A 19,597-nucleotide genomic window follows, 5' to 3' on the forward strand; every position below is an offset into this window, starting at 1 on the left:
ATGGCTGAGAAACTGGCTCTGGCCAAGGCGATCAACGAGTCGCTGCGTCGCGCCCTGGAGTCCGACGACAAGGTCCTGATCATGGGCGAGGACGTCGGCAAGCTCGGCGGTGTCTTCCGGGTGACGGACGGCCTGCAGAAGGACTTCGGCGAGAGCCGCGTCATCGACACCCCGCTCGCCGAGTCGGGCATCGTCGGCACGGCGATCGGCCTGGCCCTGCGCGGTTACCGCCCGGTGGTGGAGATCCAGTTCGACGGCTTCGTCTTCCCGGCGTACGACCAGATCGTCACGCAGCTCGCGAAGATGCACGCCCGCTCGCTGGGCAAGGTCAAGATGCCGGTCGTCGTGCGCATTCCCTACGGCGGCGGCATCGGCGCGGTGGAGCACCACTCCGAGTCGCCCGAGTCGCTCTTCGCGCACGTGGCGGGCCTGAAGATCGTCAGCCCGTCGAACGCGTCGGACGCGTACTGGATGATGCAGCAGGCCATCCAGAGCGACGACCCGGTGATCTTCTTCGAGCCCAAGCGCCGCTACTGGGACAAGGGCGAGGTCAACACCGAGGCGATCCCGGGCCCGCTGCACAAGGCCCAGGTGGTCCGCGAGGGCACCGACCTCACGCTCGCCGCCTACGGCCCGATGGTGAAGCTCTGCCAGGAGGTCGCGGACGCGGCCGCCGAGGAGGGCCGGAACCTGGAGGTCCTGGACCTGCGCTCGGTCTCCCCGCTCGACTTCGACTCGATCCAGGCCTCCGTCGAGAAGACCCGCCGCCTGGTCGTCGTCCACGAGGCGCCGGTGTTCTTCGGCTCGGGCGCGGAGATCGCCGCCCGGATCACGGAGCGCTGCTTCTACCACTTGGAGGCCCCGGTGCTCCGCGTCGGCGGCTACCACGCGCCGTACCCGCCGGCCCGCCTGGAGGAGGAGTACCTGCCGAACCTGGACCGGGTGCTGGATGCCGTCGACCGCTCGCTGGCGTACTGAGGAGAGGGTCGTGACGACGATGACGGAAGCGTCCGTGCGTGAGTTCAAGATGCCCGACGTGGGCGAGGGACTCACCGAGGCCGAGATCCTCAAGTGGTACGTCCAGCCCGGTGACACGGTCACCGACGGCCAGGTGGTGTGCGAGGTCGAGACGGCGAAGGCGGCCGTAGAGCTGCCCATCCCGTACGACGGCGTCGTCCGGGAGCTGCACTTCCCCGAGGGCACCACGGTCGACGTGGGCACGGCGATCATCGCGGTGGACGTGAGCGGAGGGTCCGCGCCGGCCGAGCCGCAGCCGGAGGCCCCCAAGTCCGTCGAGGAGCCGAAGGCGGAAGGTTCCGGCTCCGGCCGCCAGCCGGTCCTGGTCGGCTACGGCGTGGCGACCTCGTCCACGCGCCGCCGCCCCCGCAAGGGCCCGGAGGTCCCGGTCCAGCAGGTCTCCACGGCGATCCAGACGGAGCTGAACGGCCACGCGCCGGCCGCCCCGGCCCCGACGGCCCCGGCCGCCCCGGCCCCGACGGCCCCGGCTGCCCCGGCTCCGACGGCCCCGGTCACCGCCGAGCGTCCGCTGGCCAAGCCCCCGGTCCGCAAGCTGGCCAAGGATCTGGGCGTCGACCTGGCGACGGTCGTGCCGACCGGCCCGGACGGCATCATCACCCGCGAGGACGTGCACGCGGCGGTGGCCGCCGCCGAGCCGAAGGCCCCCGAGCCGTCGGCCGCGCCCGCCCCGGTCGCCGCCCCGGCCTCGTACGGCACCGCCCGCGAGACCCGCATCCCGGTCAAGGGCGTCCGCAAGGCGACGGCGGCCGCGATGGTCGGCTCGGCGTTCACCGCGCCGCACGTCACGGAGTTCGTGACGGTCGACGTGACGCGCACGATGAAGCTGGTCGAGGAGCTCAAGAAGGACAAGGAGTTCGCGGGCCTGCGCGTGAACCCCCTGCTGCTGATCGCCAAGGCCCTGCTCGTCGCGATCCGGCGCAACCCGGAGATCAACGCGTCGTGGGACGAGGCGGCCCAGGAGATCGTGGTCAAGCACTACGTGAACCTGGGCATCGCGGCGGCGACCCCGCGCGGTCTGATCGTGCCGAACATCAAGGACGCCGACGCCAAGACGCTGCCGCAGCTGGCCGAGTCGCTGGGCGAGCTGGTGTCCACGGCCCGGGAGGGCAAGACCTCCCCGGCCGCGATGCAGGGCGGCACGGTGACGATCACCAATGTCGGCGTCTTCGGCGTCGACACGGGCACGCCGATCCTCAACCCGGGCGAGTCCGCGATCCTCGCGGTCGGCGCGATCAAGCTCCAGCCGTGGGTCCACAAGGGCAAGGTGAAGCCCCGTCAGGTCACCACCCTGGCCCTCTCCTTCGACCACCGCCTGGTCGACGGCGAGCTGGGCTCGAAGGTCCTGGCCGACGTGGCGGCGATCCTGGAGCAGCCGAAGCGGCTGATCACCTGGGCGTGAGCGACCGCCGGCGGCCCCCTGTCCTACCCGGGGCGGGGGCCGTCGGCGTCTGTCCGCGAGGGTGAACCGGCGGGGGTCCGAAGGGCACAAGAAGCTCCTCGGACCCGCCCAAGTACCCCACAGTAAGCGGTTTAGCCGGACATACGATCACTTTCATGCGTGACGCGATGGTGCTCAAGGCCCAGAGATTCGTGAACTCCGTCTACGGCAGCCGTATCGGCACGACCGTGGAGGAGACCGGTGAGGCCGACTGGGCCACTCTCTACGCACTGACCCGTGCCCTGCAGTACGAGCTGGGCATCACGGCACTGTCCGACAACTTCGGCCCCACCACGCTCTCCACACTGACCGCCAAGTACCCCGAGCTCAACGCGGACACCGTCCCCTCGCCCGACTTCTGCCGCATCATCCAGGCCGGTCTGTACTGCAAGGGCTACGACGGCGGCGACCTCGACGGCACGTACGGCGAGCGGACGGCGGCGGCCGTCACGAAGCTGAAGACGGACATGGGCGTCGAACAGGCCCTCCCCGGCGCGGATCTGACGCCCAAGGTGTTCAAGGCGCTGCTGACGATGGACGCGTACGTCCTCGGCCCCTCGGGCACCCGGCAGGTCCGCGAGGTCCAGCAGTGGCTCAACGGCCGCTACCTCCAGCGGCAGGACTTCTTCGTCCTCGCCTGCGACGGCCGCGTCACCCGCGACACCGTCAGGGCGCTGGTCTTCGCCGTGCAGTACGAGGTCGGCATGGCGGACGGCACCGCCAACGGCAACTTCGGGCCCGGCACCCAGTCGGCCCTGAAGTCGCACCCGGTGAAGCAGGGCGACACGGGCGTGTACGTCCGGCTGTTCTCCGCCGGGATGGTCCTCAACCGGCGGCCCGTCGCCCTCACCGACACCTTCGACTCCTACCTCGCCTCGGCCGTCCGCGCCTTCCAGACCTTCGTCGCGCTGCCGGCCACGGGAGAGGGCGACTTCCCCACCTTCGCCTCCCTGCTGGCGTCCTACGGCGACCAGTCCCGCCCGGGCCGGGCCTGCGACACCGTCTCGAAGGTCACGCCGGCGCGGGCGGCCACGCTCAAGGCGGCGGGCATCACCTACGTCGGCCGCTACCTCACCAACCCGAGCGCCAAGTCCCTGCCGGAGAAGGCCATCCAGCCGGGCGAGCTGGCCACCCTCGCCCAGCAGGGCCTGCGCTGCTTCCCGATCTACCAGACCGTCAACAGCGAGGCCGCCGACTTCGACTACGTCGCCGGGCGCACCGCCGGGTACGCGGCGGTCAACGCCGCCCGGGACCACGGTTTCAAGCGGGGCACGCGCATCTTCTTCGCCGTCGACTTCGACGCGATCGACGCCGAGATCACCGCGAACGTGCTGCCGCACTTCAAGGGCGTCAAGGAGGCGATGGCGGACTCGGGCCACCCGTACGAGATCGGCGTCTACGGCTCCCGCAACGTCTGCGCGCAGGTCGGCGCGGCCGGCTACTCCACCGCGAGCTTCGTGGCCGACATGTCCCCGGGCTTCGACGGCAACGCCGGGCGCCCCTTGCCGCAGGACTGGGCCTACGACCAGTTCGTCATCCGCACCCTCGGCTCGGGCGACGGGCAGCTGGAGGTCGACGTCGACATCGCCTCCGGGCGGGACACCGGCCAGGGCTCGTTCGACCGCCCGCGGCCCGCCGTCCCGGACGTCGCCTTCGACAGCCGCCAGGTGCCGGCGCTGCGGTCCGACCTCGCGCGCTACATGCGGTCCATCGGACGGCCCGACATGGGCGGCGTCGGCGGTGACGCCAAGCTCTACACCAACGCGCAGGCCGTGGAGGCGATCCAGGACCAGGACGCGCTGATCACCGAGCTGTCGACCACATACACGATGCGCAAGGCGCTGATCCAGACCGTCGTCTACTGGGCCATGCGCGACTACAGCCTCGCCGACCAGGCCACCGACCAGCAGGTCGCCGACCACCACCTGTCGGGCTCCGGCTCGGTCAGGGACTCGCACACCGGCATCGGCGAGATCAGCGCCGCCGACGCCATCCAGGCCTGGAACCACTGCATCGGCTGGGGTTTCGCCACCGGCGACCACCGCGATCCCGCCAAGGACGCCGACCTGTGGGCCGTGTGGCAGCAGCTGAGCAAGGACGACGGGTTCAGCGTGCGCACCGCGGCCCTGATCCACCTGTGGGGCACCCGGGGCCGGCCCGGCGGCCAACTGCCGCCCGGTGACCGCGTCACCACCCCGCGGTCCATGCGCCTGGACCTCGCCGAGTTCGAGATCACCGAACTGCTGCGCCGCTACCGGGCCTGGGACCCCGACGTGGAGGCCCAGACGCACCAGAGCATGGCCGTCTACCAGATCTTCGAGAAGTACAACAGCATCGCCCGCAACGCGTGAACCTCCGGAAAGAGATCCCGTTGAAGCTCGCCTTCCTCCGCAGAGAGCCCCGGCCCGGTGCCGCGCACCGCCGCGGGCTGTCCCGCCGTGCCCTGCTCGGCCGGATCGCCGCGATCGGCGGCGCCGTGGGCGTCGCCGCCCTGCCCGTCTCCCACTTCCTCTCCCAGGCGTACGCCGACGCGAACAACCCCATCCCGGGCAGCGTGCGGGACGCGCTGCGCAGCGCGCAGGACCGGACCCGGCGCGTGCTGGCCGGTTCGCGCTCACACAACGGCTGGGAGATGGAGAACGTCGCCGACGACGGCGGCACCGTCTACACCCGCCCCGTGCCCGGCACCCCGCTCAAGGGCGTCGCCGTGCGCATGGGTGACGTGGAGACCGTCCTCGTCCATCTGCTGCGCCGGTTCCACTACGAGGTCGACGCCCTGCGCCGGGGCGACGTCGTCGGCTGGCACGACCCGTCCGAGGTCGGCCGGGCCCGGCCGGAGTCCAACCTGGCGTCCGGCACGGCGGTGCGGATCAGGCCGGGCTCCTACCCGCGCGGCGTCCGGGGCGGGTTCTTCCCGCAGCAGGAGGTCGTCATCCGCGACATCCTCGCCGAGCTCGACGGTGTGGTCCGCTGGGGCGGCGACGACCGCACGCCCGACGAGTCCCTGTTCTCCATCGACGTACGGCCGGGTGACAAGCGGCTGGCCGAGGTCGCGGCGCGGATCCGCGGCTGGCAGCTGGAGCCGGGGGCCGGTGCGGGCTCCCGGGTGAACGTGCTGGCCGGTGGCCGGCGCAAGGCGGCGCGGGCGCTGGAGCGCCGCCAGCGGACGGCGGCGTAAGGCTCCGGGACACGCGAAGGGGGGCTCGCCACCGGCTGCGGCGAGCCCCCCTTTTTTTTCGCTGTGTGTTCGCTGTGTTCGCTACTTGGTGAAGCCGTAGTTCAGCAGCTTCGTCGCGTCCGACTTGCGGGTGGTCCCGTTGGTCGAGGACAGGACCGTGCCGATGACCGTCTTGCCGTTGCGGGTGGCGGCGAAGACCAGGCAGTACCCGGCCTCCGGGCCGGAGCCGGTCTTCACACCGATCGCGCCGGTGTAGCTGCTGAGCAGCGGGTTGGTGTTCTCCCACGGCGCCATCGTCCGCGTGCCGCCGGACTTGGTGGTCGTCTTCGCCGTGTACTTCTTCGTCTTGACGACCGTGCGGAACGTGGAGTTCTTCATCGCCGCGCTGGCGAGCTTCGTCAGGTCGCGCGGCGTGGAGTAGTTGGCGCCCTTGCCGATGCCGTCGAACGAGTCGAAGTGGGTGTTCTTCAGACCCAGGTTCTTGGCGGTGGTGTTCATCTTGCCGATGAACGACTTCACGCGCGCCGCGCGCGTCGAGCCCGAGCCGAACTTGTCGGCGAGCGCGTACGCCGCGTCGCAGCCCGACGGCAGCATCAGCCCGTACAGCAGCTGGCGGACGGTGACCTTGTCGCCGACGATCAGCTTGGCGTTCGACGCCCAGTTGTTGTCGACGATGTAGTCGCTGTACGCCTTCTGGACCGTGACCTTGCTGTCCAGGTTGAGGTTCGACTGCTTCAGCACCACCAGCGCGGTCATGATCTTGGTGGTCGAGCCGGTGGAGCGACGCGTGTCGGCAGCCTTGGTGTAGAGCGACTTGCCGGTCGCGTTGTTCATCACGTAGCCGCCCTTGGCGGCGATCGTGGGCGCCGTGGCGGCCTGCGCCGGCGCGATGGTGAGGGCTCCGCTCGCGAGCATGGCGCCGGTGGTCACGGCCACGGCCGCGGCTCTCCGGAAACGGGTGCCCTGAATGCCGGTTATCAAGTGAAGTACCCCGATTGCGTTGAATGCCCCATCGGTGCGGCCGAGTTGAGGACGAGGGGAAAGGGGCCGCACGTGTCTGACTTGTAACTAGCACACCCGGTTGTGTCCTTGCCGAGGGGGACCCCGGCTTTGCCACAGATGTGTGACATTCGAGTCCGCATACTGGACGTATCACTCCATGGGTACCTGTTGTATCTATGCTGTCGGCATGTCCCTGGCCGTGAAGCAACCTCCCGCCGCCGACCGCGTCTACACCCACGTCAAACAGGGCGTCCTGGAGCGCCGCTACGAGGGCGGCACCCTCCTCACCGAGGGCGAGCTCGCCGAGGCCGTCGGGGTCTCGCGCACGCCCGTGCGCGAGGCGCTGCTTCGGCTGGAGGCCGAGGGGCTGCTCCGGCTCTACCCGAAGAAGGGCGCCCTCGTCCTGCCGGTCTCCGCGCAGGAGATCGCCGACGTCGTGGAGACCCGGCTGCTCGTCGAGGAGCACGCGGCGCGCAAGGCCGTCCCCGCGCCCCCCGGGCTCATCGAGCGCCTGGAGGAGCTGCTGGCCCGGCAGAAGAAGCAGGCCGCCGCCGGAGACCTCGCCGGGGCCGCCGTCACCGACCGCTGCTTCCACGCCGAGATCGTCCGCAGCGGCGGCAACGAGATCCTCTCCCGCCTCTACGACCAGCTGCGCGACCGCCAGCTGCGGATGGGCGTCGCCGTCCTGCACTCCCATCCCGACCGGCTCGCCAAATCCCTCGCCGAGCACGAGGAGATCCTCGACGCGCTGCGCGCCGGGGACGCCGAGGCGGCCGTCGGGCTCGTCCACCGGCACGTCGGCTGGTTCTCGCACCTGGCCCGGGGGGAGGTCCGATGAGCGCCACCGCGATGCCGGGCGATCCTCCGGGCGGCCGGCGGGCGCTGGCCGTCTGGGGCATCGGCGTCTCGGTCTACTTCGTGGCCGTCATCTTCCGCACGTCCCTGGGCGTCGCCGGACTCGACGCCGCCGACCGCTTCCACGTCAACGCCTCGGCCCTGTCGACCTTCTCCATCCTCCAGCTGCTGGTCTACGCGGGCATGCAGATACCCGTCGGCCTGCTCGTCGACCGGCTCGGCACCAAGAAGGTCCTGGCGCTCGGCGCGGTGCTGTTCACGGCCGGGCAGCTGGGCTTCGCCTTCTCCCCGTCGTACGGCACGGCCCTCGCCTCCCGGGCGCTGCTCGGCTGTGGTGACGCGCTGACGTTCATCAGCGTGCTGCGGCTCGGCAGCCGGTGGTTCCCGGCCCGGCGCGGACCGCTCGTCGCCCAGTTCGCGGGGCTGGTCGGCATGGCGGGCAACCTGGTCTCCACGCTCGTCCTCGCCCGGCTCCTGCACGGCATCGGCTGGACGGCGGCGTTCGCCGGCAGCGCGGTCGCCGGGGCCGTCGTCTTCGTGCTGGTGCTGGTGTTCCTGAAGGACCACCCGGAGGGCCAGGAGCCGGAGCCGCTGCCGCACCAGGGGGCCGCGTACGTACGGCGGCAGATCGCCGCCGCCTGGCGGGAGCCGGGGACCCGGCTGGGCCTGTGGGTGCACTTCACCACCCAGTTCCCGGCCATGGTGTTCCTGCTGCTGTGGGGCCTGCCGTTCCTGGTCGAGGCGCAGGGGCTGTCCCGGGCCGCGGCCGGTGAACTCCTCACGCTCGTCGTGCTCTCGAACATGGTCGTCGGCCTGGTCTACGGCCAGATCGTCGCCCGCCACCACGGGGCGCGGCTGCCCCTCGCGCTCGGCACGGTCGGCACGACGGCGGCCCTGTGGGCGGCGACGCTCGCCTACCCCGGCGCGCACGCCCCGATGTGGCTGCTGATCGCGCTGTGCACGGTGCTCGGGGCGTGCGGGCCCGCGTCGATGATCGGCTTCGACTTCGCCCGCCCGGCCAACCCGCCCGAGCGGCAGGGCACGGCCTCCGGCATCACCAACATGGGCGGCTTCGTCGCCTCCATGACCACGCTGTTCGCCGTCGGGGTCCTGCTGGACGCCACCGGAGACGACTACACCGTGGCCTTCTCGGTGGTGTTCCTGCTCCAGGCGCTCGGTGTCACCCAGATCCTGCGGCTGCGCAGGCGGGCGGCCCGGCGGGAGCGCGAGCGGCTGGTGGCGAGCCGGGTGGAGACGGTGCACGTGCCGGCGTAGCCGCCCGGGTCAGCGGGCCACCGGCACGAGGGTGAGGTACGCCAGCCCGAGGACGCCCCGGTAGGCCATCCAGGCGGCCCGGTGGCGGTCGGCACGCTGCCGGTTCTCCTCCGCCAGGGGATGGCCCGGGTTCCCGGCGAGCCACACCTCGGTGTCCGCGAGGTACGCCGACTCGAACTCCTCCCACTCGTCGTGGCTCGCCGTCTCCGTCCACTCCGGCCTGAACCCCGCCTCGACCGTCAAGTCCACGAGCGTGGCGAGGTCGGGGTGGTCGGTGGCGGCGGCGTCCGGCCACATGCGGGACAGTTCCGCCGGGGCGGGGGTGCGCTGCCAGAAGCCCTCGCCGAGCAGCACGCGCCCGTCGTCGCGGACGAGGCGGCGCAGTTCCGCGAGGGCCCGGGAGAGGTCGCCGAGGGCCTGGCTCGCGCCGACGCAGAGGACGAGGTCGGCCGGACCGCGCGTGGTGCCGGTGGCGGACTCCTCCAGGAAACGGACCCGGTCCGAGAGCCCGCGCGCCTGGGCGACCTGCCGGCCGCGGGCCAGGTCTTCGGCGTCCAGGTAGATGCCCGTGCCGGTCGCCCCCGGCGCGGCGGCCAGGACGCGCAGCATCAGCTCGCCCCAGCCGCAGCCGATGTCCAGGACGGTCGCGGGTGCGTTGCCCGCGAGGCGGTGCACGAGCCGGTTCGCCCGGGCCTCGGACAGGGGGCCGTGGAAGGTGAGGCGGGTGCGGCGGGGTGGGGTCATGGCAGGCGACGCTACGGCGGGAGGCCGGGCCGCGGCACGCGATTTTCCGGGAGCCGCCTACTGCGTCACCGTGAAGTTGCGGAGGATCGCCGCCGTCAGGTCCGGGTCGCCCTCCAGCTTCAGCCGGTCGGACACCGACTCCGGGCTCACGCGGCCGCAGGCCAGCCGGACGTACGTCTCCCAGTCGAGGGTGAGGGTCGCGGCGGGGCCCAGCGCGGGGGCCGTCTCCAGGGTGCCGCGGCCCTGGATGTCGACGCGGATCGTGCGCAGGAACTCGACGGGCCCGTGCACGTCGAAGACGATGGCCGAGCTGCGCGGCGCCTGCGCGTCCTCCGCCACCACGCGCGGGAGTTCGCCGAGCAGCACGTCACGGGCGACGTGGGCGCCGGGGGAGTCGAGGTTGCCAGGCCGGCCGAGGGCCGTGCGCAGGTCCTGCTCGTGCACCCACACGTCGAAGGCGTGCCGCCGCATCGACTCCTCGAGGGTGAGCTCCTTGCCCAGCGGGCCCCGCACCTTGGTGCCCGGGTCACGCGAGTCGTTCCGCAGCTGGCGGTTGCGGCGGATGATCACGTACTCCAGCTCGGAGGTCATCTCCGGCGCCGTGTGGTGGCGGCGGACGTCGACCTGCATCTCCATGTAGCGCTGGTGGTCGTTGGTGACGTGGAACAGGTCCCGCGGCAGCGTGTGGATGGGCCGCGGGTCGCCGAGCATCTCGCAGTCCAGCCCGATGACATGGGAGACCACGTCCCGCACCGACCACCCGGGGCACGGTGTGCGCCGGTTCCAGTCGGCCTCCGCGAGCGGCTGGAGCAGCTCGGATATCGCTTCGATGGAGTGGGTCCAGGCGTCGGCGTAGGGCTGGAGGGTGGGATGCAGACTCACGGAACGGGACCCCTCGGCGGTCGGTGCACGGGCAGGTGGTGGCGGCGTTGCCAGTGGGAGGTGGCGGCTGTCGGCGGGTGTCTTGCCAGCTAAGTTACGCTGCTGTGAGGCACCCCGGCAGTGCTTTCGTGTGACGATCGTAGGCCCGTGGGGAAGCCCTTGTGGACGGGTCGAATGCCAGGACGGTGGTAGTGTGCGCGCCTCTGTGATCCAGATCTCCGTAGACGAGGGCGAATCGGTCGAATCGCGTCGTCGGCGGGTGGCCTCGATGGTCCGGGACCAGGCCGGTGCCGATCTCGTCGTCCTGCCGGAGCTGTGGACCACGGGTGCCTTCGCCTACGAGGAGTTCGGGCGCGAGGCCGAGCCGCTCGAAGGGCCGACGTACGAGGCGATGGCCAAGGCCGCGAGCGACGCGGGCGTGTGGCTGCACGCCGGGTCCATCCCCGAGCGGGACCCGGACGGCCCCCTGTACAACACCTCCCTCGTCTTCTCGCCCTCCGGCGACCTCGCCGCCGCCTACCGCAAGATCCACCGGTTCGGCTTCGACAAGGGCGAGGCCGTGCTGATGGGCGCGGGCCGCGAACTGGTGACGGTCCGTCTGCCCGGGACGACCCTGGGCGTGGCCACCTGTTACGACCTCCGCTTCCCCGAACTCTTCCGCGGGCTCGTCGACGCCGGGGCCGAGACGCTCGTGGTGTCGGCGGGCTGGCCGGAGCGCCGCCGGGCCCACTGGACGCTGCTCGCCCGGGCACGGGCCGTGGAGAACCAGTCGTTCGTCCTCGCCTGCGCAACGGCCGGGACGCACGCCGGAGTTCCCCAGTCCGGTCACTCGGTCGTGGTCGACCCGTGGGGCGAGGTGCTGGCCGAGGCGGGCGCCGCCGAGGAGGTCCTGACCGTGGAGTTCGCCCCGGGCAAGGTCGCCACCACGCGGGAGCAGTTCCCGGCGCTGAAGGACCGGGTGCTCGGTCTCCAGCCCCCGCGCAGGCCCTGACCGGGCGCCCTCAGTCCTCTCGCTCCTTCTCCGCCAGGTGGATCACGCACACCGCCACCGCGATGAGCAGCGCCGGATCCGCGTCCTCGCGGACGACGTCCACGCCGTAGGTGTCCCGCACGGTCAGCCACCGCCGGGAGATCACCGCCAGCAGCTCCCCGTCGTACTCGACGGCGAACTCCCGGTCGAGGACCTTGCCGCTGACGTCCAGTTCGCTGCCGTCGGCCAGGGACACCCGGTAGTGGTTGCGCAGCAGGGACAGCCGCTTGCGGCGGATCGTCGCCAGCGGCTCCCCGGCCCGCTGGAGCACCATGGTGTCGCGCAGGGCGAGCATCTTCTGGTGGATGTCGACGAGGACGCGCCCCTGGGGATCCTTCAGCTCCCAGGTGTCCCGCAGCCGCAGGGCCTTGCCGTCGACGAGGAACACCTTGCTGCCGCGGTCGTCCTCGATCCAGTAGTCGTCACCGAAGCCGAGGAGCCGGTCGTACACGAGGAATCTCATGAGACCAGGGCTTCCCCGCCACCGGTTCCGAAACGCCGTCGATAGGCCGACGGGCTGAGCCCGGTCGCCCGCCGCAGCCGCGCCCGCAGGTTGGCGGCCGTCCCGAGCCCGCTCCGGGCCGCCACCACGTCCAGCCGCTCCTCGCCCCGCTCGATCAGCCGGCAGGCCAGCGCCACCCGCTCCCCGGTGAGCCACGCCAGCGGAGTCGTCCCCAGCTGTGCGCGGAAGCGGCGGTGCAGCGTGGCGGGGCTGACCCGCGCGCGGGCCGCCAGGTCCGCCACCGTCAGCGGCTCGCCCAGCCGCTCCTGCGCCCATGCCAGCAGCGGCCCCAGGGACTCGTCCCGCACGTCGGGGACCGGCCGTTCCACGAACTGCCGCTGCCCGCCGTCGCGGTGCGCGGCGAACACCAGCCGGCGCGAGACGTGGTTGGCGATCTCCGCGCCGTGGTCACGGCGCCAGACGTACAGCCCGAGGTCGAGCGCGGCCGCGCTGCCCGCCGCGGTGAGGACGTCGCCCTCGTCGACGAAGAGGACGTCCGGCTCCAGCAGCACCCGCGGGTGCAGCCGGCGGAAGGAGTCCGCCCAGCGCCAGTGCGTGGCCGCCCGCCGCCCGTCCAGCAGCCCGGCCTCGGCGAGCGCGAAGGTGCCGGTGCAGAAGCTCATGACCCGGGCGCCACGCGCGTGTGCGCGCCGGATGGCGTCCAGCACGGCGGGGGCGCGTGGGACGACGTTGTCCGGTCGGCCGGGCACGACCAGCGTGTCCGCCCGGTCCACGGCGTCCAGGCCCCGGACGCCCGTGAGCGTGAAGAAGCCGTGGTTCATCCGGATCTCCGGCGCGGGCGCGCACAGCGTCACCTCGTACAACGGCCCCGGCAGCCCCAGCTCGGGCCGGGGCAGCCCGAACAACTCGGTGGCCACCCCGACCTCGAAGGGGTTGGTGCCCTCGTCGACGATCACGGCGACCCGGTGCGGGCGGTGCGAGGATCCTTGCGACATGTGCGATTCCTAGCACTCGTGCCCGCCCCGCGGTACCCCGCAGGATCTGCACATGACCCAGGAACCCGTCTCCCTCGCCCACGCCCTGGCCTCCTTCGCCGAGCAGTGGAGCCCCCGCATCGTCACCGCCGTCAACGACTACGACGTCCGGATCGCCAAGGTCGAGGGCGAGCACGTCTGGCACGTCCACGACCACACCGACGAGTTCTTCCTCGTCCTCGACGGCGAACTCCACATCGCCCTGCGCGAACCGGCCGGCGAGCGCACGGTCGTCCTGCCCAAGGGCAGCGTCTTCACCGTCCCGCGCGGCACCGAACACAAGCCGTACGCCCCCGTCCCGACCGCGATCCTGCTGTTCGAGCCCACCGGCACCCTCACGGTCGGCGACCGCCACGACGAGGTCCCGGACCACGTCGACGCGACGACGGGGCACGCCCTCGGGTGACTGTCGGTGCCGGATGACACCCTGGACGCATGAACCACTCCGCACCCCGACGCGCCCGTGTCCGCGCCCCCGAGCTGACCGGCAGGGGCGGCTGGCTGAACACGGGCGGCCGGCAGTACACCCTCGCCGACCTGCGGGGGCGCATCGTCGTCCTGGATTTCTGGACGTTCTGCTGCATCAACTGCCTGCACGTCCTGGACGAGCTGCGCGCCCTGGAGGACAAGCACCGGGACACGGTCGTGGTGATCGGGGTGCACTCGCCGAAGTTCGTCCATGAGGCGGAGCACCAGGCGGTCGTCGACGCCGTGGAGCGGTACGGGGTGGAGCATCCGGTGCTCGACGACCCCGAGCTGGCCACCTGGAAGCAGTACGCCGTGCGGGCCTGGCCGACGCTCGTCGTGATCGACCCCGAGGGGTACGTCGTCGCCCAGCACGCCGGTGAGGGGCATGTGCACGCCATCGAGCGGCTGGTGGCGGAGCTGGCGGCCGAGCACGAGGCGAAGGGGACGCTGCGGCGCGGGGACGGGCCGTACGTGCCGCCGGAGCCGGAGCCGTCTGTGCTGCGGTTCCCGGGCAAGGCCCTGCTGCTGCCGGGCGGGAGCTTCCTGGTGAGCGACACCACCCGGCACCAACTGGTGGAGTTCGCCGAGGACGGGGAGAGCGTCGTGCGGCGGATCGGCTCCGGGGCGCGCGCCTTCGCCGACGGATCCGCCGGGACGGCCGCCTTCAACGAGCCACAGGGGCTCGCCCTCCTCGACGACGGCTCGGTGGTCGTCGCCGACACGGTCAACCACGCGCTGCGGCGGCTGGACCTCGCCACCGGCGAGGTCACCACCCTCGCCGGTACGGGCCGGCAGTGGTGGCAGGGCTCGCCCACCTCGGGCCCGGCCCGCGAGACCGACCTCTCCTCCCCCTGGGACGTGGCCTGGTGGCAGGGCAGGGTGTGGATCGCCATGGCCGGGGTCCACCAGCTGTGGGCGTACGACCCGGCGGACGGGACGGTGTCCGTCACGGCCGGGACGACCAACGAGGGGCTGGTCGACGGACCGGGCGGCGAGGCCTGGTTCGCGCAGCCCTCCGGACTCGCCGCGACGCCCGACCGGCTCTGGCTCGCCGACTCCGAGACGTCCGCCCTGCGCTGGGTGGAGCCCGACGGCTCCGTCCACACGGCCGTCGGCACCGGCCTGTTCGACTTCGGGCACCGGGACGGCGCCGCGGAACAGGCCCTGCTCCAGCACCCGCTGGGCGTCACGGCGCTGCCCGACGGCTCGGTCGCGGTCAGCGACACCTACAACCACGCCCTGCGCCGCTACGACCCGGCGACGGGCGAGGTGACGACCCTGGCCACGGACCTGCGCGAGCCCAGCGACGCGGTGCTCGACGGCGACGACATCGTGGTCGTGGAGTCGGCCCGGCACCGGCTGACCCGGCTGCGGCTGCCCGAGGAGGCGGTGAAGGTGCCGGAGGTCGCCCACCGCACACGGCGCGAGGCCACCGAAGTCGCCCCGGGGCGGCTCCGTCTGGACGTCGTCTTCCAGGCCCCGGCGGGCCAGAAGCTCGACACCCGGTACGGTCCCTCGACCCGCCTGCTGGTCTCCGCCAGCCCGCCGGAGCTGCTGCGCAGCGGCGAGGGCGCGGGAACCGAGCTGTCCCGCGCCCTCGAACTCGACCCCTCCGTGCCGGAGGGTGTGTTGCACGTCTCCGCGATGGCAGCCTCCTGCGACGACGATCCGTCGAACGAGTACCCGGCCTGTCACGTCCACCAGCAGGACTGGGGCGTCCCCGTCCGCCTCACGGAGGCGGGGACGGACCGGCTTCCCCTGGTGCTGGCGGGGATGGACGCCTGATCGCCTGGGGCGTCACACCCCGTATCCGTCGCTGTAGCCGTCGCGGCGGTGGTGGTGCACCGCCGGGTCGTCGACCACCGGTGTGGTCGGTGGCACCACCACCCGCCGGCGCCTGGCGATGCTGCTGAACGTGGTGACGCCGATCAGTCCGACGATCATCAGGATGATGCCGACCAGGTCGAGGTTGACCCCCTGCATGTCCCAGTCGGTCGCGAACGTGAGGATGGCTCCCACGGCGATGAGGATGATGCATCCGCCGAGGCCCATGAGTGTCGCCTCCCTGTACGGTCCGGTCGTTCCGGTCCGCACACCGGGTACCCCCGTGGGGAACACCCATGCGGCGGTGGCCTGTTCTACCCCTCCAGGAACGCGGTGAGCGCGTTGGCGAGCAGGAACGGGTCGTCGGCGCCGCACAGTTCGCGCGCGCTGTGCATCGACAGGATGGCCACGCCGATGTCGACGGTCCTGATGCCGTGCCGGGCGGCGGTGATCGGGCCGATCGTGGTGCCGCAGGGCATGGAGTTGTTGGACACGAAGGACTGGAAGGGCACGTCGGCCCTCTCGCAGGCCGCCGCGAACTCCGCCCGGCCCGAACCGTCCGTGGCGTAGCGGTTGTTGACGTTGACCTTGAGGATGGGGCCGCCGTTGACGCGCGGGTGGTGCGTCGGGTCGTGCCGCTCCGCGTAGTTGGGGTGGACGGCGTGGCCCGTGTCGGAGGAGAGGCAGACCGTGCCGGCGAAGGCGCGGGCCCGGTCCTCGTAGGAGCCGCCGCGGGCGAAGACCGAGCGTTCCAGCACGGTGCCGAGGAGGGGGCCGTCCGCGCCCGTGTCCGACTGGGAGCCGTTCTCCTCGTGGTCGAAGGCGGCCAGGACCGGGATGGAGGCGGGCTTCGGCGACGCCGAGGCGACGGCGGCGAGCGCGGCCGTGCCGGCGTGCACCGACAGCAGGTTGTCCATGCGCGGGCCGGCCAGCAGTTCGCGGTCGCGGCCCAGGTAGGCGGGCGGTTCCACGGAGTGCGTCATCAGGTCCCAGCCGGTGACCTCGCCCGCGGGGAGGCCGGCGGTCTCCTCCAGGAAGGCGATCAGGTCGCCGTCGCGCACGTCGTGGCCGAGGCCCCAGACCGGCTGCATGTGCCGCTGCTTGTCGAGCTTGAGGCCCTCGGCCGTCACCGAGCGGTCCAGGTGGATGGCGAGCTGCGGGACGCGCAGCAGCGGGCGGTCGACGTTGACCAGGCGGGTGGAGCCGTCGCGCAGGGTCAGCCGGCCGGCGATGCCGAGGTCGCGGTCGAGCCAGGAGTTGAGCAGGGGCCCGCCGTAGATCTCCACGGCCACCTGGCGCCAGCCGTGCGCCCCGCTGTCGGGGAGCGGCTTGACGCGCAGGTTGGGGGAGTCCGTGTGGGCGCCGACGATCCGGAACGGCGTGTGCGGCGCGGCCCCCTCCGGGACGTACCAGGCGACGATCGCGCCGCCGCGCAGCACGTACTTGCCGCCGCTCGTGCCGTCCCAGGCGTCCGTCTCGGCGACCTGCTTGAAGCCGGCCTTCTCCAGCCGTTCGGCGGCGGTCGCCACGGCGTGGTACGGCGAGGGGCTCGCCGCCAGGAAGGTCATGAGGTCGTCGGTGTGGCCGCGGTCGAAGCGGGCTGGTTCGGTCATGGGTTCACCTTAACGACGGACGAGGGCCTGTTCCTCTGGGAAAGGAACAGGCCCTCGAACAACGGACGTGAGGATCAGAACGCGGCCTCGTCCAGCTCCATCAGGTCCAGCTCGACGCCCTCGGCGACCTTGCGGGCCAGGGTGACGCCCGGCAGGACGTCGGCGGCGAAGAACTTCGCGGCGGCGATCTTGCCGGTGTAGAAGGCCTTGTCCTTGGCGGACGCGGTCTGAAGCTTCTCGGCGGCGACCGCGGCGCCCTTGAGCAGCAGGTAGCCGACGACGACGTCACCGGAGGCCATCAGCAGGCGGGTGGTGTTGAGCCCGACCTTGTAGATGTTCTTGACGTCCTGCTCGGTGGCGGCGAGGTCGGTCAGCATCAGGCCGACGATGGCCTCCAGCTCGACGGCGGCCTTGGCGAGGTGCTCGCGGGCACCGGCCAGCTCCTCGCCGCCCGTGCCGAGGGCGAGGAACTTCTTGATGTCCTCGGCGAGGGAGTTCAGCGCGGCGCCCTGGTTGCGGACGATCTTCCGGAAGAAGAAGTCCTGGCCCTGGATGGCCGTGGTGCCCTCGTAGAGGGTGTCGATCTTGGAGTCCCGGATGTACTGCTCGATCGGGTACTCCTGGAGGAAGCCGGAGCCGCCGAAGGTCTGCAGCGACTGGGCGAGCTGCTCGTAGCCCTTCTCGGAGCCGTAGCCCTTGACGATGGGCAGGAGCAGGTCGTTCAGCGCGTGCTCGGTGGCGGCGTCCTCGCCGGCGGCCTCCTTGATCTGGATGGCGTCCTGGATCGAGGCGGTGTACATCACCAGCGCGCGCATGCCCTCCGCGTACGCCTTCTGCGTCATGAGGGAGCGGCGCACGTCGGGGTGGTGGGTGATGGTGACCTTGGGCGCGGTCTTGTCCATGAAGTTCGCCAGGTCGGGGCCCTGGACGCGCTCCTTGGCGTACTCCAGGGCGTTCAGGTAGCCCGTGGAGAGCGTGGAGATCGCCTTCGTGCCGACCATCATGCGGGCGAACTCGATGATGCGGAACATCTGGCGGATGCCGTCGTGCTTGTCGCCGATCAGCCAGCCCTTGGCGGGGTGCTGGTCGCCGAAGGTCATCTCGCAGGTGTTGGAGGCCTTCAGGCCCATCTTGTGCTCGACGTTCGTGGCGTAGACGCCGTTGCGCTCGCCCAGCTCGCCGGTCTCGAAGTCGAAGAGGTACTTCGGGACGAGGAAGAGCGACAGGCCCTTGGTGCCGGGGCCGGCGCCCTCGGGGCGGGCGAGGACGTAGTGGAGGATGTTCTCCGACATGTCGTGCTCACCGGACGTGATGAAGCGCTTCACGCCCTCGATGTGCCAGGAGCCGTCCTCCTGCTGCACGGCCTTGGTGCGGCCGGCGCCCACGTCGGAGCCCGCGTCGGGCTCGGTGAGGACCATCGTGGAGCCCCACTGCTTCTCCGTGGCGATCTTGGCTATGTGCTTCTGGACCTCGTTGCCCTCCTCGAAGAGGATGCCGGCGAAGGCGGGGCCCGAGGAGTACATCCACACGGCCGGGTTGGCGCCCAGGATCAGCTCGGCGTACGCCCAGATCAGGGAGCGCGGCGCGGTGGTGCCGCCGATCTCCTCGGGCAGGCCGAGGCGCCAGTACTCGGAGTCCATGAAGGCCTGGTAGCTCTTCTTGAAGGAGGCCGGGACCGGCGCGGTGTTGGTCTCCGGGTCGAAGACCGGCGGGTTGCGGTCGGCGTCGATGAAGGACTCGGCCAGCTCGTTCTCCGAGAGGCGCGTCAGCTCCTCCAGGATGCTCTTCGCGGTCTCGACGTCCATCTCCTCGAACGGGCCGGTGCCGTACACCTTGTCGCGCCCGAGTACTTCGAAGAGGTTGAACTCGATGTCGCGGAGATTCGACTTGTAGTGCCCCATGGCGACGGCTCCCGGCTCCGTAGAGAGATCGGCGAGGCACTGGATCCTCGCGCTAGTTCACGTACCAACAAGTAGCTCCGATGATGCTACCCGCCGGTAATAAGAAGCAACCCCGATCCCGTCATCTGTGACAGGTCACACCGGAACGGTCAGCGTCGCCGTGTAACCCTCCGTGGTGCTGCCCTTCATCGTCGCCAGCTGCTGGGCGTGGCCGTCGCTGAAGATGTTGTCCGTCTCCAGGGAGAGGCTGCTCAGGTTCCGCACGCTCGCGTCGTAACCCTCAGTGGCGTAAACCGTGTCGCAGACGTCCTTCGGGAACGCGAGCTGCGAGGTGTTCGTGATGGACGTGGCCGCCGTGGCGTCGGCCAGGCTGCCGTAGACCTCGAAGTGGATGTGCGGCCAGCGGCCGGCGTAGCAGCCCGGGAAGACGCTCGTGAAGGTGACCCGGCCCTGGTCGTCGGTCTCCTGGACGCCCCGCAGGTAGTTCTCGTCGGTGACGCCCTCGGAGTACAGGGAGTAGTTCCCCTCCCGGTCGCAATGCCAGAGGTAGACGGCGGCGCCCTTCTTGGGGGTGCCGCAGCCGGAGGCCGCGTCCACCACCGTCAGCGTGATCGTCAGCGGGACGCCCTCGGCGGTGCCGCCCGCGGAGTCGCCGAAGCTCTTGGTGATGTCGCGGCGCACGACCCCGCTCTCCTTCAGCACGTTCACGCCGTTGGAGCCGTCGCCGGGGAAGGGCCCGGCCGTCTCCTCGGGGATCTCCGCGCACGCGGCGGACGAGGACGACGAGGAGCCCGCGGAGGACGCCGGGGACGCGGAGGACGCCGGGGCCTCCTCCTGGGACGTGCAGCCCAC

The 19,597-nt window shown here is 71.5% G+C and carries 18 protein-coding genes; 9 read left to right on the plus strand and 9 right to left on the minus strand.

Translation table 11 applies throughout. The annotated features are described in order from the left end of the window. The 4 genes from ABZ948_RS28855 (at position 1) to ABZ948_RS28870 (ending at position 5,654) form a co-directional block, all read left to right on the plus strand. A complete protein-coding gene (locus ABZ948_RS28855) occupies positions 1-978 on the plus strand; it encodes an alpha-ketoacid dehydrogenase subunit beta (protein WP_359764298.1) in 978 nt (325 codons plus the stop codon). A gap of 10 nt (positions 979-988) precedes the next feature. Continuing rightward, entirely contained in the window at positions 989-2,437 is a 1,449-nt protein-coding gene (locus tag ABZ948_RS28860; RefSeq protein ID WP_359764300.1) for a dihydrolipoamide acetyltransferase family protein, read from the plus strand. Positions 2,438-2,592: 155 nt separating this feature from the next. Then, positions 2,593-4,827, plus strand: a complete 2,235-nt coding sequence (locus ABZ948_RS28865; protein ID WP_359764302.1) for a glycoside hydrolase domain-containing protein — start codon at positions 2,593-2,595, stop codon at positions 4,825-4,827. Between the two features lie 77 nt (positions 4,828-4,904). Next, on the plus strand, positions 4,905-5,654 hold the full coding sequence (locus ABZ948_RS28870; RefSeq protein WP_359764336.1) for a hypothetical protein: 750 nt from the start codon (positions 4,905-4,907) through the stop codon (positions 5,652-5,654). 81 nt (positions 5,655-5,735) lie between these two features. On the opposite strand, the gene ABZ948_RS28875 is transcribed toward ABZ948_RS28870, so the two are convergent. Beyond that, positions 5,736-6,635, minus strand: coding sequence for a D-alanyl-D-alanine carboxypeptidase family protein (locus ABZ948_RS28875; RefSeq protein WP_359764304.1), 900 nt, complete (start codon positions 6,633-6,635; stop codon positions 5,736-5,738). 208 nt (positions 6,636-6,843) lie between these two features. On the opposite strand from ABZ948_RS28875, the gene ABZ948_RS28880 reads away from it, so the two are divergent. Then, the gene (locus ABZ948_RS28880; protein ID WP_359764306.1) at positions 6,844-7,494 is read left to right on the plus strand and encodes a GntR family transcriptional regulator; all 651 of its coding nucleotides are present in this window, start codon (positions 6,844-6,846) and stop codon (positions 7,492-7,494) included. After that, positions 7,491-8,786, plus strand: a complete 1,296-nt coding sequence (locus tag ABZ948_RS28885) for an MFS transporter (RefSeq protein WP_359764308.1) — start codon at positions 7,491-7,493, stop codon at positions 8,784-8,786. Before ABZ948_RS28880 ends, ABZ948_RS28885 begins: the two co-directional genes overlap by 4 nt. 9 nt (positions 8,787-8,795) lie before the next feature. On the opposite strand, the gene ABZ948_RS28890 is transcribed toward ABZ948_RS28885, so the two are convergent. Both ABZ948_RS28890 and ABZ948_RS28895 read right to left on the minus strand, forming a co-directional pair. Beyond that, the gene (locus ABZ948_RS28890) at positions 8,796-9,530 is read right to left on the minus strand and encodes an SAM-dependent methyltransferase (protein ID WP_359764310.1); all 735 of its coding nucleotides are present in this window, start codon (positions 9,528-9,530) and stop codon (positions 8,796-8,798) included. A 57-nt stretch (positions 9,531-9,587) separates the two neighbouring features. Beyond that, positions 9,588-10,412, minus strand: coding sequence for a maleylpyruvate isomerase family mycothiol-dependent enzyme (locus tag ABZ948_RS28895; RefSeq protein WP_359764312.1), 825 nt, complete (start codon positions 10,410-10,412; stop codon positions 9,588-9,590). Between the two features lie 193 nt (positions 10,413-10,605). On the opposite strand from ABZ948_RS28895, the gene ABZ948_RS28900 reads away from it, so the two are divergent. Then, positions 10,606-11,403 carry a carbon-nitrogen family hydrolase gene (locus ABZ948_RS28900; RefSeq protein WP_359764314.1) on the plus strand — a complete coding sequence of 266 codons (798 nt, stop codon included), beginning with the start codon at positions 10,606-10,608 and terminating at the stop codon, positions 11,401-11,403. Positions 11,404-11,413: 10 nt separating this feature from the next. On the opposite strand, the gene ABZ948_RS28905 is transcribed toward ABZ948_RS28900, so the two are convergent. Together ABZ948_RS28905 and ABZ948_RS28910 are read right to left on the minus strand one after the other, a co-directional pair. Beyond that, entirely contained in the window at positions 11,414-11,905 is a 492-nt protein-coding gene (locus tag ABZ948_RS28905) for an LURP-one-related/scramblase family protein (RefSeq protein ID WP_359764316.1), read from the minus strand. Continuing rightward, positions 11,902-12,900, minus strand: coding sequence for a GlxA family transcriptional regulator (locus ABZ948_RS28910; RefSeq protein WP_359764318.1), 999 nt, complete (start codon positions 12,898-12,900; stop codon positions 11,902-11,904). Before ABZ948_RS28910 ends, ABZ948_RS28905 begins: the two co-directional genes overlap by 4 nt. A gap of 52 nt (positions 12,901-12,952) precedes the next feature. Between ABZ948_RS28910 and ABZ948_RS28915 the strand changes: the two genes are divergently transcribed. Together ABZ948_RS28915 and ABZ948_RS28920 are read left to right on the plus strand one after the other, a co-directional pair. Further along, complete coding sequence (locus ABZ948_RS28915) at positions 12,953-13,345, plus strand: cupin domain-containing protein (RefSeq protein WP_359764320.1); 393 nt, start codon at positions 12,953-12,955, stop codon at positions 13,343-13,345. Positions 13,346-13,374: 29 nt separating this feature from the next. Continuing rightward, on the plus strand, positions 13,375-15,192 hold the full coding sequence (locus ABZ948_RS28920; RefSeq protein ID WP_359764322.1) for an NHL domain-containing thioredoxin family protein: 1,818 nt from the start codon (positions 13,375-13,377) through the stop codon (positions 15,190-15,192). 12 nt (positions 15,193-15,204) lie between these two features. Here ABZ948_RS28920 and ABZ948_RS28925 read toward each other — a convergent pair whose 3' ends face one another. From ABZ948_RS28925 to ABZ948_RS28940, 4 genes are all read right to left on the minus strand, one after another. Continuing rightward, a complete protein-coding gene (locus tag ABZ948_RS28925) occupies positions 15,205-15,459 on the minus strand; it encodes a DUF6458 family protein (protein WP_031118113.1) in 255 nt (84 codons plus the stop codon). 86 nt (positions 15,460-15,545) lie between these two features. Next, positions 15,546-16,844 carry a M18 family aminopeptidase gene (locus ABZ948_RS28930; protein ID WP_359764324.1) on the minus strand — a complete coding sequence of 433 codons (1,299 nt, stop codon included), beginning with the start codon at positions 16,842-16,844 and terminating at the stop codon, positions 15,546-15,548. 74 nt (positions 16,845-16,918) lie between these two features. Next, entirely contained in the window at positions 16,919-18,745 is a 1,827-nt protein-coding gene (locus tag ABZ948_RS28935; protein ID WP_359764326.1) for an acyl-CoA dehydrogenase, read from the minus strand. Between the two features lie 135 nt (positions 18,746-18,880). Next, a partial coding sequence (locus ABZ948_RS28940; RefSeq protein WP_359764328.1) for an intradiol ring-cleavage dioxygenase occupies positions 18,881-19,597 on the minus strand: 717 nt, incomplete at its 5' end.

Origin of the sequence: Streptomyces olindensis, assembly GCF_040645895.1 — a bacterium.
GTDB lineage: Bacteria > Actinomycetota > Actinomycetes > Streptomycetales > Streptomycetaceae > Streptomyces > Streptomyces olindensis.

Bases quoted from the DNA above. Each gene is read 5' to 3' on its own strand.
- ABZ948_RS28855 (WP_359764298.1), top strand. From the start codon at position 1: ATGGCTGAGAAACTGGCTCTGGCCAAGGCGATCAACGAGTCGCTGCGT.
- ABZ948_RS28865 (WP_359764302.1), top strand. From the start codon at position 2,593: ATGCGTGACGCGATGGTGCTCAAGGCCCAGAGATTCGTGAACTCCGTC.
- ABZ948_RS28880 (WP_359764306.1), top strand. From the start codon at position 6,844: ATGTCCCTGGCCGTGAAGCAACCTCCCGCCGCCGACCGCGTCTACACC.
- ABZ948_RS28885 (WP_359764308.1), top strand. From the start codon at position 7,491: ATGAGCGCCACCGCGATGCCGGGCGATCCTCCGGGCGGCCGGCGGGCG.
- ABZ948_RS28890 (WP_359764310.1), bottom strand. From the start codon at position 9,530: ATGACCCCACCCCGCCGCACCCGCCTCACCTTCCACGGCCCCCTGTCC.
- ABZ948_RS28905 (WP_359764316.1), bottom strand. From the start codon at position 11,905: ATGAGATTCCTCGTGTACGACCGGCTCCTCGGCTTCGGTGACGACTAC.
- ABZ948_RS28910 (WP_359764318.1), bottom strand. From the start codon at position 12,900: ATGTCGCAAGGATCCTCGCACCGCCCGCACCGGGTCGCCGTGATCGTC.
- ABZ948_RS28915 (WP_359764320.1), top strand. From the start codon at position 12,953: ATGACCCAGGAACCCGTCTCCCTCGCCCACGCCCTGGCCTCCTTCGCC.
- ABZ948_RS28920 (WP_359764322.1), top strand. From the start codon at position 13,375: ATGAACCACTCCGCACCCCGACGCGCCCGTGTCCGCGCCCCCGAGCTG.
- ABZ948_RS28925 (WP_031118113.1), bottom strand. From the start codon at position 15,459: ATGGGCCTCGGCGGATGCATCATCCTCATCGCCGTGGGAGCCATCCTC.
- ABZ948_RS28930 (WP_359764324.1), bottom strand. From the start codon at position 16,844: ATGACCGAACCAGCCCGCTTCGACCGCGGCCACACCGACGACCTCATG.
- ABZ948_RS28935 (WP_359764326.1), bottom strand. From the start codon at position 18,745: ATGGGGCACTACAAGTCGAATCTCCGCGACATCGAGTTCAACCTCTTC.